This is a genomic window from Chitinophaga qingshengii (genome assembly GCF_014529935.1).
Classification (GTDB): Bacteria; Bacteroidota; Bacteroidia; order Chitinophagales; family Chitinophagaceae; genus Chitinophaga; species Chitinophaga qingshengii.
The window spans coordinates 385,479-402,427 of the sequence record NZ_JACVFC010000002.1; the positions used below are offsets into that span (position 1 = coordinate 385,479).

12 protein-coding genes are annotated in these 16,949 nt (G+C 49.5%); 6 read left to right on the top strand and 6 right to left on the bottom strand.

All coding sequences use genetic code 11. The annotated features are described in order from the left end of the window. Window positions 1-2: 2 nt before the first annotated feature. On the bottom strand, window positions 3-602 hold the full coding sequence (locus tag ICL07_RS16855) for a hypothetical protein (RefSeq protein ID WP_188089194.1): 600 nt from the start codon (window positions 600-602) through the stop codon (window positions 3-5). Window positions 603-1,062: 460 nt separating this feature from the next. Here ICL07_RS16855 and ICL07_RS16860 point away from each other — a divergent pair, with 460 nt between their 5' ends. After that, entirely contained in the window at window positions 1,063-1,332 is a 270-nt protein-coding gene (locus tag ICL07_RS16860; protein WP_188089195.1) for a hypothetical protein, read from the top strand. A 209-nt stretch (window positions 1,333-1,541) separates the two neighbouring features. Then, window positions 1,542-1,922 (top strand): hypothetical protein, encoded by a 381-nt coding sequence (locus ICL07_RS16865; RefSeq protein ID WP_188089196.1) that lies wholly within the window; start codon window positions 1,542-1,544, stop codon window positions 1,920-1,922. Between the two features lie 112 nt (window positions 1,923-2,034). On the opposite strand, the gene ICL07_RS16870 is transcribed toward ICL07_RS16865, so the two are convergent. Beyond that, complete coding sequence (locus tag ICL07_RS16870) at window positions 2,035-2,658, bottom strand: RNA polymerase sigma-70 factor (protein ID WP_188089794.1); 624 nt, start codon at window positions 2,656-2,658, stop codon at window positions 2,035-2,037. A gap of 119 nt (window positions 2,659-2,777) precedes the next feature. Here ICL07_RS16870 and ICL07_RS16875 point away from each other — a divergent pair, with 119 nt between their 5' ends. The 4 genes from ICL07_RS16875 (at window position 2,778) to ICL07_RS16890 (ending at window position 9,880) form a co-directional block, all read left to right on the top strand. After that, window positions 2,778-3,758 carry a FecR family protein gene (locus ICL07_RS16875; protein ID WP_188089197.1) on the top strand — a complete coding sequence of 327 codons (981 nt, stop codon included), beginning with the start codon at window positions 2,778-2,780 and terminating at the stop codon, window positions 3,756-3,758. 296 nt (window positions 3,759-4,054) lie between these two features. Next, window positions 4,055-7,453 (top strand): SusC/RagA family TonB-linked outer membrane protein, encoded by a 3,399-nt coding sequence (locus tag ICL07_RS16880; RefSeq protein ID WP_188089198.1) that lies wholly within the window; start codon window positions 4,055-4,057, stop codon window positions 7,451-7,453. Window positions 7,454-7,464: 11 nt separating this feature from the next. Next, window positions 7,465-9,171 (top strand): RagB/SusD family nutrient uptake outer membrane protein, encoded by a 1,707-nt coding sequence (locus ICL07_RS16885; RefSeq protein WP_188089199.1) that lies wholly within the window; start codon window positions 7,465-7,467, stop codon window positions 9,169-9,171. Between the two features lies 1 nt (window position 9,172). After that, window positions 9,173-9,880 (top strand): basic secretory protein-like protein, encoded by a 708-nt coding sequence (locus ICL07_RS16890; protein ID WP_188089200.1) that lies wholly within the window; start codon window positions 9,173-9,175, stop codon window positions 9,878-9,880. 87 nt (window positions 9,881-9,967) lie between these two features. On the opposite strand, the gene ICL07_RS16895 is transcribed toward ICL07_RS16890, so the two are convergent. The 4 genes from ICL07_RS16895 to ICL07_RS16910 are packed head-to-tail and all read right to left on the bottom strand — an operon-like array spanning window position 9,968 to window position 16,904. Next, complete coding sequence (locus ICL07_RS16895; RefSeq protein WP_188089201.1) at window positions 9,968-10,969, bottom strand: GRP family sugar transporter; 1,002 nt, start codon at window positions 10,967-10,969, stop codon at window positions 9,968-9,970. 23 nt (window positions 10,970-10,992) lie between these two features. Next, window positions 10,993-11,994 carry a nucleoside hydrolase gene (locus ICL07_RS16900; RefSeq protein WP_246485082.1) on the bottom strand — a complete coding sequence of 334 codons (1,002 nt, stop codon included), beginning with the start codon at window positions 11,992-11,994 and terminating at the stop codon, window positions 10,993-10,995. Window positions 11,995-12,028: 34 nt separating this feature from the next. Continuing rightward, window positions 12,029-13,753: a RagB/SusD family nutrient uptake outer membrane protein gene (locus ICL07_RS16905; protein ID WP_188089202.1), complete on the bottom strand. Its 1,725-nt coding sequence runs from the start codon at window positions 13,751-13,753 to the stop codon at window positions 12,029-12,031. 19 nt (window positions 13,754-13,772) lie between these two features. Beyond that, complete coding sequence (locus ICL07_RS16910; protein WP_188089203.1) at window positions 13,773-16,904, bottom strand: SusC/RagA family TonB-linked outer membrane protein; 3,132 nt, start codon at window positions 16,902-16,904, stop codon at window positions 13,773-13,775. Between the last annotated feature and the right edge of the window lie 45 nt (window positions 16,905-16,949).

Genomic DNA, 16,949 nt, shown 5'->3' on the forward strand with positions numbered 1-16,949 from the left:
GTCTACTGCAAGTCCTTACCCGCCGCCAGTTGCCGTTGTGCCTGTTCCAGTTCAGCGATGGTTTTTTCCAGTGTTGCGGTACGTTCCGCGATGATAGCTTCCAGTTGTGTGGTTCTGATCTGCAGCAACGCCCGTTCCTGCCGTTCCACTTTCAGTTTTTCCAGGGCCAGCCTGCGGGCAGCAGCCAGGTAATATACAACGGGGTATATGAGGGCGCCGACCAATATACCACGATAGGTGAGCCGGATCACCATCCTGGTCCATGGCATGTGCCGGATGACATCCAACGGGAAATCTTCAAAGGGAGAGAGATAATAAAAGGCGATGGAGGTAAGTACAGACAGGCATAAGGTACCGAACAGTTTTAACCAGCGGGGAATATAATCTGTTTGTGCGGCATAGGCAGCTATGAGCCATACCAGGAAACACCAGCCCTGGATCACCAGTTGAGATCCTACCAGGTTAAACGGATTATCCCATTGGCCTTCCCGCAAACGGATGCCCAGCACAGCATTTGCCAGCAGCAGTGTAATAAACAATCCGGGAACCACGAACCAGTCTGTTTTACGTGTCAAGGTCTCATATTCGTAGCTTTGCTGCATGATCAGTAGGTGTTGAACCCGACAAATATATAACCTGGCTTGTTAAAAAAATAGCAGTGGTAGATACCACTGCCCTGCTTCATGGATTATGTATTTGTGTTGTTGAGAGGGTGAGGCAAACTGTAGAAACAACACCTCAGCGGCAATCAACCCTTAGTACCGTGTTTTGCGCCTATCAGCACAAAAGCACAGAGCATAACAAAAAATAAAATAAACACGATGATGAACCATGTGAAGGCCCCATCCTCATCATCATAAAAAGGATCTTCCATAGCGGTGATGATTGGCGGATATCATACTGCAGTGGACTGATTATTGGTATACCTTATCTCATACTGAGAAGAAAATAGTCATTTTTAGAAATAATAAATTCTATTTCGTATCCATCATGGTCATTTTAAGAACAACAAACAGCAGATTAACCCCTTGATCTGTAATTTCCAATCAGAAATCATCAGAAATGGCAAAAGGGAAAGACCCAAGGTTTGATGCGGTACGCACACTGATAGAAGGAGGTCAAATTAAAGACCTCAGGGGTATCTATGATATTATTCCGATGACCACCGTCGGAACGGCGGTCGGTATACACAAGTCTACACTGTACAAAAAACTGATGAATCCCGGTTTGTTAAAAATCGAGGAATGCATTTTAATAGGCAAAGCATTCGGATTGACGCCACAGGTTATTATGACATTGGCGCTTAATCAGATGCATAAAAAATCCTCTTAAGCCATAAGCGCCCTTCCAGATATACGGTTTTACCCATCCAGGTTGATGTTTTGGTGAATAAAAGTCAAAAACGTAAACGCAATATACAATTTTACAAACAAAAAAACCAATTTCATAAACTTATATACCAATTTCGTAAACAATCAGGGCGATAAAGAATATATCTCAGTTACTTAGGGAAACAAGTCTAAGAGAAACTGAGTATATCCATGTTAATTGATGAATCAAGAAGAAAAAATCTTTCCAGGATGATCAGGATAGGGCTAAGTGCCCGGACTGAGGCTGAAAAGCGCGAGGTGCCCGGAATTGAAAACTTCACCGAACTACTGAAATATGTAGATCATAAAGAATTATGGATGGATGCGGGCTTCAATAAATCCACGCTTACTAAAAAGTTGACCCGACCCGACTTAATGAAAATAGCAGAATGCATCAAATTGGCGCCGGTACTCCATGTAACGCCGGAAGAGGTAGTAAGCCTTGCCCTGAATGAATTGAAGCTGGGCCTCCCGAAGCAACCCAAGCCTGGAAAAAATGCCCGCAGCAAGAAAAATGACGCTCCCGATACCGCTACCGAAGCAAACGATTAGTGCCGGAAACAGGGTTAAACAAAGCAACGATCAGTTCTGCCATCATCTCTCTATTATCTCTCTCAAAAAGTAAAAACAAAACACTTTTTCATCGCGAATCAGCGAAACCGGCTTACATCATGGCTATCACAGTTATGATCAGCATCATTGACAATTCATCGTTAAAAGACGCTCTTAATATTCGCAGCGCTTTTCGCATGTGTTGTTCTACTGTATTAACGGAGATGTGTAAACGCTCCGCTACTTCCTTGTTGGATAATTGTTCTTCCCGGCTGAGCAGGAAAACGGTGCGGCACTGATCCGGCAGTTGCTGGATTTTGCGCCGCAATTTTGTTTCCAGTTCTTTTAGTTCCAGTTTATCCGGCCCATTACCGGACGCTGGCATATAGTTTTCACGGAGAAGGGCTTCTTTTCTCAGCTGTAATAATTGTTGCCGGTGGTAATTATAAATACGGTTGCGGGTAGCAATAAAAAGGTAGTTTTCCAGGACGGTATTTTCGGGTAACCGTGACTGTTGGCGGTAAAGTGACAGGAACACATCCTGTACCAGTTCCTTTGACGCTTCCATATCCCCTGTTTTTTTACAGGCCAGGTTTACCAGCCGGATATAATGGCGGGCATAAAGCTGGTCAAAGGCTTTCTCATCACCGTTTTGCCAGGATCGGAGCAGTACTGTATCGGTATTTTCCGCGTGAAATTCGATGGCTATACGTTTTACATCAAATCTAACAATTATTCACTTTTATTTTACGGATACTATCATCCGGCTTTTCTTGAAAAAAATTTTCAGGATGGGATAACGGTAACGAATTAAATTGGTGTTATTTAATATAGTCAGTCGCATCATTATCGCTTATGGATGAAAAAAACTTGTATGTACTGTTACAGAAATATTGTCAGGGCACCTGCAGCGATGAGGAGTTAAAAACACTGGAAGCCTGGTACGCAGATCTGGGGCAGCATCTGCCGGATGAAGCGATAGATCCGCAAAGCGAAGCCGCACAACAACTGACGGCACAGCAGCTGACAGCGTTAAAAGCGCGACTGGCGACGCCCCTGAAGGTGGTAAAACCAGCGTCCTGGAAAAGGGTGTTGCGGTATGCCGCCATTTGGGCAGGCATATTATTACTGGCCGGCGCTGGTTACCAATGGTACAGGCACTACGCAGATCATCCGGGAACAGTACGACGGTATGCCAGTGGTCAGACAGCTTTTGACCGTTACCTGACGCTACCCGACGGCAGTACCGTTGTATTACATCGGGGAAGCCGCCTGGTATACCCGGAACAATTTAATGGTCCGGCCAGGGAAGTGACGCTGCTGGGGGAAGCCTATTTCGATATCCGGTCTGATAGTGGGAAACCCTTTATCATTAATACCGGTCAACTGAAAACCACCGTACTGGGCACCGCTTTTAATATCAGCGCTTACCCTGAAAGAACGGAAATAACGGTTTCGGTTACACGCGGAAAAGTAAAAGTGGAAGATGGTACCAAAGTGCTCGCGGTATTAACACCTGATCAACAAATCGTTTACGATACCCGGAGCGCGGCCGCCAGACAGGAATCTGTTAATGCGCTGGCCCGGACCAGCTGGACTACCAACGACATGGTTTTTGAAAACGCCACTTTTGAAACCATCGCCAACACACTCAGTAAACGTTATGAAGTGAATATCCGGTTTAGTGATGACGCCTTAAAACAATGCCCTATCCGGGTATCTTTCGCAGGTACCGAGTCACTCGAAGCAGTACTCGATGTCATCTGTTCCGTCAGAAATGCCACATATACAATAGAAAACGGCCACGACGTGCTCATAAAAGGCAAAGGCTGCTAAGACGACGATAAAAACACATTGCTCAAAACCAAAATTTTTAACTGTAAAGTTAGATGGACGAAGTGTGCCTTTTTTGCTAAATCAATTTAGCAAAACACAGCCACCCAGCCACGTTACCGATTCTACGCATCACTAAAATCTACATCGCATGAAACCACAATGATGATTACCAAACAACACATTCTCCTGTAAAACGTAAAAACACTTTAACCAGCAACTAAAGCTGTAAGTCCTGGTGGCGCCACCCTGCCACCAACGGCTGCCTATTTCCTAACAATTTTAAATGAATGCCCGTTATGCACAAGTTTTTAGCTGTGTCTCCACAGCTGATAGCCACGCTATTGCCCCGTATGCTCCGTCAAGGCAGACACCTGGTAAAAACCATCACCCTGGCCCTGCTGAGCATCTTGCTATTGTCTGCTGTACTCTCTGCCTCCCCTGGCAGAGCGCAGGACATCTCTACCAAACAAATTACCCTGACGCTTAAAAATGAAACATTGAAAAGCGCGCTCGGTAAAGTGGAAAGTTTGTCCGGATTCCGCCTGGCCTATCCGCCGGAACAGGTGAACCTGTATAAAAATGTGAGTCTGCCGAAAGCTACCCGCAGTGTAAAAGCAACATTGGAACTACTGTTGACAGACACTTACCTGCACTTCCGGCAATCAGACAATATCATCATCATCTTTCGCCCGTCGGAACAAAACGGTCATACCCCGGATACCACGGTACGTCCGCTGCCCCAAACCAATAACGGTCCTACACGCACCATTATCGGGTCGGTTATGGAAAACAAAACCAATGTGGTATTACCGGGCGTGTCTGTACAGGTAAAAGGTACCAACAAAGGTACCCAAACACAAAGCGACGGCACTTACAGCATACAGGTGCCTGCCAACATGAAAACGCTGGTCTTCTCATTCATTGGCTATGAAACCCGCGAAGTGGAAATCTCCGCTTCCAACCAGACAGATGTTACCCTAATGCCCTCCAGCCTCGGTCTGAAAGACGTAGTGGTAGTGGCTTACGGTCAACAGAAAAAAGCCACCGTTACCGGTGCTATCGCTTCTATCAGTACCAAGGAACTGGTGCAAAGTCCGGTTTCCAACCTCACCAATGCGCTGGCAGGACGCCTTCCCGGCCTCATCACCACCCAGCGCAGCGGTGAGCCCGGCGTGGATGCCAGTAACCTCTACATCCGCGGCGTAGGCACACTCAACGGCGCTTCCCCCATCATCATGGTAGACGGTATCGAAAGGCCCATGGATTATGTGGACCCCAACGATATCGAAACACTCACCATCCTCAAAGACGCCGCCGCTACCGCCGTACTGGGTATGCGCGGCGCCAACGGGGCTATCCTCATCACCACCAAAAGAGGGAAAGCCGGCGCACCATCTGTCAACTTCCGCGCTTCTACCGGTATCACAGAGGCTACCCGCCTGCCGAAATACCTCGGCTCCTACGACTATGCTACCCTGCTCAATGAAGCGTATAAAAACGACGGCGCCCAGCCTGCCTTCACCCAGGCACAGCTGGATGGCTATAAAAGCGGGAAACTGCCCAATACGGACTATTACAAGTTCATCATGAAGCCGTCTACCGTGGCACAGGGCAACCTCAACGTGAGCGGTGGTAACAACATAGCCCGCTATTTCATTTCTGCCGGCTACAATGTACAAGATGGCCTCTATGCCCATACAAAAGAAAACAACGACGGCTATACCGGCAACAACAACATGAAACGGTATAACCTGCGCGCCAACGTTGACGTGGACATCACGCCCGACCTGGCCGCCCGCGTAGACATTGCCGGTATCATGACCGACCGCCGCGACGGTAACAACTCCGCCAGCGATATCATGAACCTGGCTAACCGTATGGCGCCCATTTATCCCATCGTAAACCCCGACGGATCGCTCTGGGGGAATGGTACCTTTAAGTCCAATATACTCGGGGAACTGTCCCAGAAAGGGTACCGCCGCTGGTATAACAATACGGTACAGGGTACTTTCGCCCTCACCCGTAAACTGGACGTACTCACGAAAAATCTGAGCGCCAGGGTGTCTTTCTCCTACGACAACACCAACTCACCCTCTGCTTCCTACACCCGCAGCTATGCTGTATTTGAACCATTGTATGATGCACAGGGCAACATTACCAGCTATAAACAATCCGGTCAGGATACGCGGATAGATCCTAACGGCAGCTTCAACGGCGGCGGCGCTAACCGCAGCACCTACCTGGAAGCAGCCGCCAACTGGAACCGGCAGTTCGGCCGCCATGAAGCCACTGCCATGGTACTTTGGAACCGCCGTCTCAATGAAAGCGGTTCGACTATTCCCAAAGCCTACCAGTCGCTGCTCTTCCGGGGTACCTACAACTATCTGCAGAAATACCTGCTGGAATTCAGCGCCTCCTACCAGGGCTCGGAAAACTTCCCCAAGGAAAGCCGCTACGGTTTCTTTCCCTCCATTTCCGCCGGATGGGTACTGTCTGAAGAAAGTTTCATCAAAGACAATATCTCCGCTATCAGCTTCCTGAAAGTACGCGGCTCTTATGGTGAAGTGGGCAACGACCAGGCGGGCAGCGATCGTTTCCTCTGGTTCACCTCCTGGGGTGGCGGCGATCCCTATTTCTTCGGTACCAACAGCAGTCAGGCTAACGGCTGGAAACAAGGCGCCATCGGGAACCCCGGCGTTACCTGGGAACGTGGCCGCCAGGCTAACGTAGCCATTGAAGCCCGCCTGTGGAAAAACCTTTTCGGCTTCACCCTCGATGTATTTACCCAACGCAGAAGCAAGATCCTCATCCGCCGTAGTACCCTCTCCGATGTATTTGGCCAGGATATTAAAGCACAGAATATCGGCATTGTGGATAACAAAGGATTTGAGCTGGAACTGAGCCACGAAAACACCATCGGCCGGGTGCATTATTTTATTAAACCCAATGTCACTTTCGCCCGCAACAACATCGTATACCAGGACGAAGTAGCCAGGGCCTATTCCTGGATGAAACGGACCGGTCACCCTATCGGTACCAAATTCGGCCTCGTGTATGAAGGATTCTTTAAAGACCAGGCAGACATCGACAACAGCCCCTTTCAGAACTTCTCCGCTTATGGTCCCGGTGATATGAAATACAAAAAACTCACCGGTAAGGAATATGATTTCGTTCAATCTGATTTTGATGAAACAGCTATCGGTTACGCCCGTACGCCGGAGATTATGTTTGGCGCTACCATGGGCGCCGCCTACAGAGGTTTTGATATATCGCTGCTGTTCCAGGGCGCCGCACATACAGATGTAATGCTCAACAATGAAGCGGTGTATGAATTCTTCCAGGGCGGTAAGGTAAAACCTTTCCACCTGGGGCGCTGGACACCGGAAACAGCCGCCACTGCCACTTATCCCCGGCTGCACAGTAATACCAACGGCAACAACCACCGCGGCTCTTCTTTCTGGGTAAAGGACGCCAGTTACCTGCGCCTCAAAAACGCAGAAATAGGCTATCAGCTGCCCAAAAACTGGATTAAAAAGGTAGGCCTCTCCTACGTTCGTTTATACGCCAACGGTATGAACCTCTTCACCTGGGATAAATTGAAAGACTACCAGGTAGACCCTGAAATAGGCGATGGCAACGGCGCCATGTACCCTATTCAGCGCATCTGGAATTTCGGTATCGATGTAAGATTCTAAAAATGATCGTTATGCAACATTCATCTTTCTATAAAAAAATTATTCTCCTTTGCATGCTGGGCCTTACTTTGGGCGCCTGCAAAAAAGGATTCCTGGACAGGGCTGCCACCACCCAGCAACAGGACCCCGATATCTTCAACAGCTTTGCGATGACCGACCAGGTGGTTAACAATCTTTATTCCAGGCTGCGCGGGCAGTATACCTACCTGGGCGGCTACTCTATGTCGTCCGGCACCGACGAAGCCAAAGACGCGTCCAACTGGATGGCTTCCATGAGTTTCAACAACGGCTCCTGGTCCGGCAATAACAATCCGATCGGTAATACGTGGCGCGATAACTACGTGGCGATCCGCCAGGCGAACGCCATACTGGAAGGTGTCGCCAAATACAAAACGCCCGACGATGCCAACAATCCCGGCGCCCTGCAAAACCGCATCGGTGAAGTGTATTTCCTCCGTGCCTATTACCTGGCAGAATTGGTGCGCCAGTTCGGTGGTGTGATCATCGTCACCAAAACCATTGACCAGACGGACCAGGTAGCCCTTAACCAACCCCGCAGCGCTTATGATGCCTGTGTGAACCAGATCCTGGCGGATTGTGACGAGGCGATGAAACGATTACCCGTCAACTATCCCTCTACCCAGATAGGCCGCGTTACCAAAGGTACCTGTCTCGCGCTCAAAGCCCGTATGCTGCTCTATAGCGCCAGTCCGCTGTGGGCTATCGCCGGCAAAAACGGTTTTCTGGCCGACATCAGTTCCAACAAAACCGCGTCCGATCCGGAGAAATGGCGTAAGGCCGCCGCTGCCGCCAAAGCAGTGATAGACCTGCCATCAGCACAGGGTGGCACTGCCTACCGGCTCGAAAATACGCTGGCAGACAGGCTCACCATGTTCACCAGCAACACCCTGCTTAGCCCCGAAGTGATCTGGGTACGGATGAAAGAAACGGACCAGAGCTATGACCGCTATCTGTTCCCTAAAGGCAGCAACGGCTGGTCAGGTTGCTCTCCTTCCCAAAACATCGTAGATGATTATGAAATGGCAAACGGATTACCGATCTCCGATCCTGCTTCCGGTTATGACCCGGCACAGCCCTACAAAGGCCGTGATGCCCGGTTCTATACCGACATCAACTACAACGGCGCCCCCTGGAAAGGCCGGAAAATAGAAACCTTCGAAGGCGGGAAAGACGAACAAAATACACAGACAGACCATACCCGTACCGGTTATGGCTGCCGTAAACTGGTGGATGAAAGCATCACGCTCGATCAGGGACAGGGACGTATTGTACACGGTATCTTTTTCCGGCTGGCGGAGTTTTATCTCAGCTATGCAGAAGCGCTCAACGAATACGATCCCGGTAATGCAGACATTGCGAAGTATATCAACCTGATACGTGCCCGTGCCGGTCAGCCTCCGTTACCCGCAGGACTGAGCCAGGCCGATATGCGTCTCCGTATCCAGAACGAACGAAGAATAGAGCTGAGTTTTGAGAACCACCGCTTCTGGGATGTGCGGCGCTGGAAAATTGCGGAGAACACGGAAAAAACCATCTGGGGTATGCGCCCGATCGCCGATCCCAGCGCACCGGGCGGTTATCGCTACGAAAAATTCAAAGTGGAAGACCGTTTGTGGCGCAGTGCGATGTACGTAATCCCTGTCACTACAGACGAAATTCTCCGTAACACACAGCTAAAACAAAATGAGGGCTGGTAATATGAAAACGATCCGGTTATTATTGCTCTGCACAGGCTTGTGCTTCCAGGCCTGCGCCCATAGCAACAGCACAGATATCACAGCGCCCTCGCCGATGGCAGTTACCACCGACTCTATCACGCGTGGCGACTATACGCTGGTGTTCATCAATCAATCGCCCACTTTTGATAAACAGGTAAAGGAAAGAATGATCAACACTTTTTTCACGGTATATCCGGTATTAGCCAATGCCTATAATACCCATACGCTGAAGAAAGTCACCTTTGTCGTTGACCCGTCGTATAACGGCGTAGCCGCCACCAGCGGCGGACGGGTAGTGTATAATCCCGAATGGTTCCGGCAACATCCCGGTGATATAGACGTAGTAACCCATGAAGTGATGCATATCGTACAGGCGTACCCGGGAGATGCCGGTCCGGGTTGGCTGACCGAAGGCATCGCAGACTATGTACGTTACCGTTATGGGGTGGATAATGCCGGTGCAGGCTGGTCCCTTCCGGATTTTAATCCTTCACAGCGGTATGACAACGCCTACCGCATCACCGCCCGTTTTTTGCTATGGCTGGAAAAAAATGCCAACGATCAACTGGTGAAGATACTGGATGAAAACATGCGGAATAAAACCTATTCTGCCGGCATCTGGCAAACCCTGACAGGCAAAACATTGGATAACCTGTGGCAGGACTACGCCAGCCGGCCAGCGTTATAAATACCTGAATAAAAACGTCGTCCCGATTCTTCGGGATGTAATGATGCACGTTTTACAACGAGGCTGTCTGTTTAAGACAGCCTCTTGTTATTTTCCGGAATAGATAATCGTTCCCAGTCCCAGCGCGAACAACAAAAACATTCCGGCTATCAATCCGTTGGTGCCTTTAGGCGCATGCCTGAACTCCTTCCAGATAAATACACCCCATAAGGCCGCTACTAATGTAGCGCCTTGCCCCAGGCCATAAGACACCGCCGCTCCGGCTTTACCCGCAGCGATTAAACTCAGGGAGTTACCTAATCCCCAGATCATGCCGCCGAGAATACCCACGAGGTGGGTAGCGGGCTTACCTTTAAAATAATCCGCATAGCTCACCGGCGGACCGGCGAATGGCTTTTTCATCAGCAGCGTATTGAAGATAAAATTGCTCACGAAAATACCGGCAGAAAATACAAACACGGCGCTGTAAGGTGTCATCTTTCCGGCAGCAGGATGTACAAAATCGTTGAGGTCCATCGCCGCAGCAATGAAGCGGTAAAAGAAAGACATCAACACACCGGCCGCAATAGACAGCCAGATACCTTTGGAAGAAATACCGCCGTTGTTACCGGACATTTTACGATATGCCTGTGCGTTGAGGATAATAGCGACGGTGACCAATGCCACCCCCACAAAGAGCAGCGCAGCATTACCACTGGCGGCACCGATATAGTTAATCAGTACACCCAGTACCAGTGCCAGTCCTATACCCACCGGAAAGGCTACCGCCATGCCTGCAATAGCGATAGCCGCCGTCAGCAGGATATTGGCGGCATTAAAGATCACACCGCCCAGCAGCGCACTGGCGATGTTGCCTCCGGTGGCCTGCGACAGATCCTCCAGGAAGTTGCGGCCGGCAGTACCATGGCTGCCCAGCGTAAAAGCCGACAGCAGCGAAAACAACAGGATACCGGTCACATAGTCCCAGTAAAACAATTCAAAGCGCCAGGTTTTACCGGCCAGTTTCTGTGTGTTGGCCCAGGAGCCCCAGCACAACATGGTAACGATGCACAGGAGCACTGCCGTGCTATAATCAGGTACGATATACATAGGTTACGGTGTTTGGTAATGAACTAACGCATGGGCTGATGGGCCATCATCCGGTTGATGATTGCCTCCACTTCCTTCGGCGGTGCTTTTTCCACCAGGTAATACTGCCCGGTCGCGGTGCTATCCCAGGTATTGCTGCCATCCGCCGCTACGTTGATTTTCCCGGATTGCAGCGTATAATAAGGTCCATAGCCATGAACAGCCACCAGCACCGCGGTTTCATCCCAACTCATTCTGCCGGCGGAATCTTCCGGTGATTTTGGAATAGCGATGCGGAAAGCATCTTTCACCGGGCTATGCTGAATGTTTTCATTGTGGATAATTGGCAGACCGGTTTTTACATTCAGACCAATTTCAAAACCGGAATAGATCACCTTAGTGGGCCAGTTGTTTAACGCCGCTACGGAAGCAGTAGAATCGATGAACACATTAAACTCCCGGCCAGCCGGGAATTTGCCCGCCATGCTCACCAGCAGTTTCACTTTTTGTTTAACAAGATCGCGGCCATTGAGCGGTGACAGGCTATCTGCCTGCGAAGCCAGCAGGTTAGCCATATTGGTGAGGAATCCAACAGTGACGATCGTCACGCTGGTATCCGGTTCAGCCGCGAGTAACTTCCGGTATAAAGTCACCGCATCTTCCGCTTCCGCATTGGTTTTGATACGGTGCGGATAGTTAGCCAGCAGCGAATCGCTCCAGTGCTGGTTATCGCGCATATCGATACCCGGACCTTTCGGCACGCCGATAGGGATATCCGGCCGGTTGAAGTAAGTATTAAACACATCCAGTACGCCGGCAATGCCTTCATACTTGTTGCTGGCTACGGTAGCGAGTATACGCGCCTGCCCGGAATCAGCGAAAGCGTGGAGCAGCGCAATAGCGCCTACATCATCATAATCGGGCCCGATATCGGTGTCAAAAATAACCGCAACCTTGTTACCGGCAGATGATTCTTTGGTGGCTGTCTGTTGCCCGCATCCTGCCAGGAGTCCGCCCAGCAGCAGCATGTGTAGGAAGTATTTCATAATAAATAAATTTTTCAATTTTAAAATTTTGCTATTACCAGCCGGCATTCTGTTTATACACGCCATCACTCAGGTCAATCTGTTGGGTCGGGATAGGCAGGTATTCATCCCGGTTTTTAGCGAAATGTCCGATTTTCAGGTAACTACGCCGTTTACTTTCTACATCAAAATATTTATTTAAAACTTCTGCTGCAATACCCCAGCGTACCAAATCAAAAAAACGATAGCCTTCCATGCCAAATTCCAGGCGCCTTTCCCATTGCAGGGCCTGGCGGGCGGTGGCTTGCGTCCAGTTGATATTGATACCTGGTTTATACAACGCCACCACGTATTTCGAGTAGGGCTTACCGTTAGCATCCTTTAACATCCCCGTACTGTTCATGGCCCGTTGCCGGACACTGTTGATCAGGTCCAGCGCTTCATCCTGCCGCCCCAGTTCTATCAGCGCCTCGGCTTTCCAGAGGATCACATCATCCAGTTTCAATACATCGTTGTTCATGGAGCTGGCCGGATAGGCATACCCTTTAGCGGTGGTTAAACACGGACAATCGGCCTGTACAACGGTTTTCATACCGGAGAAAGGGCCGTATAATTCCGGGCCACGGGTCCAGGTTTCCGTACGGTAAATAATCTTGTTCTGATACTTAAAGGGGTGGCTGGGTAATCCTACGGTATGGTCTATACGCGGATCGAAAGAGTGGTCCTGGAAGTCGGCGGAGTCTTTCATTTCTGCGTTGTTAAACGTTTCAAACAGCGGCAGACCGTCGTTGCCGGTCTGGAACGCATTCACCAGGTTCTGGCTGGGCCGGTGGAAAGAGCAGCAGCCATAAGCCGGGTACATGGGGTAGTTGAGCGCGGTGGACATATCGATGCGACCGACCTCCGAACCATCGTTCAGGGAACGTTGCACGGCAAAGATGGACTCGCGGTTGTTTTCAAACTGCCAGAGGTAGTTTTTAGCATAATCATCGGACAATCCAAAACGGCCGGAATTAATTACCTGGGTGGTAAGGTCCACCACCTGGTTTAATTTTTCCTTGTTGATGTTGACCACGTTGTTTTTTTCATCCTGTTCATAGGCCTGATACAAACGTACCTTTGCCAGGTATGCCTTAGCCGTAAAGGAACCAGGCCGTCCCCGCTGTTCTTCCTGCACCGGCAGGTTATCAGCGGCGAATTGGAAGTCAGCGGCGATTTTATTCCACTGCTCGTCATTGGTGTATTGTACGTTGGATACCTTGTTGATATCGTCATCTTTCATCGATTCATCAATGAAAGGCACTTTCTTAAAATGTTCTTTTAACAGGAAATAAAAGTGTCCGCGTAAGAACCGTGCTTCCGCCTGCCGGTTTTTTAATTGGGGAAAGATACCTTCATTCATTTTAGCCAATCCTTTCAACGCCAGGTTAGCTCGTTGCACACCCATGAAGAGCCTTGTCCACAGCAGGTTACCACGGCTCTGGTTTTCCTGGATGGTAGAAAATACTTCGTACTGGGTAAACTCGCCCTGGTCGGCTGTTCCCAGTCCACCTTTGTAAGCATCATCCGACCGTACGCTGCCAAATACCCAGCCGCTGGTATAGGGCACTTCCCAGTGGTCATTTCCTAAACTTGCATAAGCGGCCACCACCAGTTTATCCACATTCTCCGGCGTATTCAGGTCATCGGCGCCCACCATGCCTTTAGGCGGTTCATTCAGAAACTTGCTGCAGGAAGACAGCCCTATCATCAACCCACATATCAATATCATATTTTTCATAACGCTGTTTTTTAAATTGTTAGAAGGAGACATTAAACCCGAAGATGATCTTACGCGGACGGGGGAAGCCATAACCGGGATCTTCCGGGTCCGGCGCGGTAAAGGAGCGGTCTTTGAAGGTGAGCAGGTTTTGGCCGGTGACATATAAACGGACAGGCTCCATTTTTTTCAGGGGCAACCGGTAACCGATGCTGACTTCCCGCAGTTTCAGGTAGCCACCGTTTTCAATGAAGTAGGAAGACAATCTGCCTTCGTTATTATTATCGGATAAAGTAACAGCAGGAATGGTGGAATTGGGATTGGAAGGGCTCCAGGCATCCAGTGTACGGCGGCCGTAGTTGGTGCCTGCCCACAGATCGGTGAAATCAGAAAACCGTTTACGTTCATTGTATACGGAGATACCTGCTACGCCTTGTAAAAAGATGCTGATGGAAAAACGTTTATATGCTCCCTGTAAATTCAATCCATAGGAATATTGGGGAGAAGAAATGCCCAGGTAACGTTGATCGAGCGTATTGATAACACCGTCACCGTTCAGGTCTGCATAACGGATACGGCCAATGCCTTTACCAGGTTGCACGGCGCTTTTATCTACCTCATCCTGGGTCTTAAAAAGTCCGTCAGCCACATAGCCAAAGATAGAATTCATGGATCTGCCCAAAATAGTTTGTTCGGAATTACCCGGGTAAGAGTGGACCACATTGGCCGGCAGATTGGTGATCCGGTCGCTGTAGTGCCCGATGTTCCCTGTAACGGTGTAGCTGAATTCCCCTAGTTTGTTCTGATAACTCAACGCAGCTTCAAAGCCTTTTGTTTCTACGGAAGCGCCGTTCACAAAACGGGTACCGCCTTCCCCCTGCACTGCCAGGTAGGCCGGCGAAATGAGAATATCTTTGGTAGAACGTTTAAAGAGATCGAAAGAGCCGGTGAGGTGCTGATCAAACAATCCGAAATCCAGGCCTATATTTCTCTCCGTAGTAGACTCCCAGCGCAGGTTATCATTACCGATTTGTATCTGCCGGAAACCGGATGCCAGCGGGCCGGAATCAGCACCGGCAATATCGTAGGCCGTACCATTATCGGACGTAAAAGGCATAGCGCCCAATCCGTAATAGGTTTCAAACAATCCCCACCGCGCTGTATTAGGTATTTCCTGGTTGCCTGTAGTCCCCCATCCACCGCGTAGTTTCAGGTCGGAGATAAACGCAACCCTGTCTTTCATAAAACTTTCTTCACTGATACGCCAGCCGGCAGATACCGCGGGGAAAGTACCAAAGCGGTTGTTTTTACCGAAACGGGAAGAACCATCATAACGCAACAAAGCAGAAATGAGATACCGGTTGTCAAAAGAGTAGTTCACCTTACCGAAATAAGACAACAACGCAGAACTGTTGGCATTGCCGCTGACCGTTTGATTGCCGCTGCCGGCGCTTTCCACAAAGTAGTCCAGCGTTTCCAGCGCGAAGTTTTCCTTGTAGGTGGAATTGACACGGTAGTTGTTTTTCACCGCTTCCGTACCCACGAGGAAAGTAACGTGGTGTTGCTGTGCCTCGAGGTTATATTGGATGGTGGTGTTGAAGTTCCAGTTAAACTCGGTGGACTTTGAATTTTTGAGTGAGTTAATGGTGCGGCTGATAAAGCCGGTGGAGAATTTGCGCTGTATATCCCGCACGGTGGTATTGGCATTTTCCGCACCCAGACTGGCGTTGATCGTCAGGTTTTTCGTTACATACACATTCGCATATACGTTACCGAATATATTGAGTGCATTGATCTGGTCCCACTGGTTTAGATCCAGGGCCATCAAGGGATTGGGATGGTCTACAAAGTTACCGTTGATAGGACCGGAATATGCTCCGTTGGGCAGGCGGACCGGCAGCACCGGCTGTATTTGCAGGGCATCAGCAAAAGAGGAAGTAGAGGCGTCGCCGTTATTGATACCATTCGTGATAGACAGGTTCTCTCCTATCTTCACTTTCCCGTTCAGGAAACGGTGATGAGAGTTGATGCGCAGCGACAATTTCTGAAAGTCCTTGAATTTTTCGATGTAGTTATCTTTCATATATCCCACCGACATATAGGCGCCACCGTTTTTACTACCGGAAGCCAGCGACAGGTTGTATTCCTGTATAAATCCGCTGCGGGAAATTTCATCGAACCAGTTGGTGTTTGCAGAAGGCACGCCCGGCGCCAGTTCGGCTGGAATAGTGAGGCCATGCAGCGTAGCCGTACCGTCCGGATTACGGCTCCAGTCATATTTTACATAGGGAATATTGTCGGGATTTAATCCGTCGTTAATAGTAGCCTGCCATTGTATCCGTGCGCGTTCCTCTGTGTTCAGCACTTTGGGAGCGGTAGTGTATTTGGAAGTCGTAAAACGGGAGCTGAAATTGACCACCGTTTTACTCACGTTGGCCTGTTTGGTGGTAACGATGATCACCCCATTGGAAGACCGGGCGCCATAGATCGCAGCGGAGGATGCATCTTTCAGTACCTGGATGGATTCAATATCTTCCGCATTGAGGATCTGAAAGGCACTCGATTTGGTAGGTACACCGTCGATGATATACAGCGGATCATTGTTATTGAGTGTATTCACCCCACGGATACGTACCGTAGCCGCACCGCTGGGGTCTCCGCTGGTGGTGATAAAAAGGCCGGGAACCTGTCCCTGTAAAGCCTGTATAGGATTGGGAGTAGAAGCATTTTTCAGGTTATTCACCGACACTACGGAAACAGCGCCGGTGAGGTCTACCTTACGTTGTGTTTGATAACCGACGGTTACAATTTCATTGAGTGTGGTAGAACCGGATTCCAGTGTAACCGTCAACGTTGTTTGACCAGTGTATATGATCTCCTGGTTTTTGTATCCGATATAGGAGAAGACGATCACCTGTTGCGCGTTGACGCTGATCCTGAAGTTACCCTGCTCATCGGTAGTAGTGCCGACGGAAGTGCCTTTTACGGCCACTGTTACGCCGGGTACGGGTTTGCCCTGACCATCGACGACTTTACCGGAAACGTTATTATACACATGGGGAAGGATGGATGATGTGACGGGAAGTGGAATCTCCCTGAAAGCGTACAACGGTATTGTATGCAGGATGCATATGGAGAGGCCCAGCGCCCCCCAAAAAGGTTTTACTTTCATAACGGGTAGAATTGGTTGATTGAACGATGGTAAACGAAGGCCTGG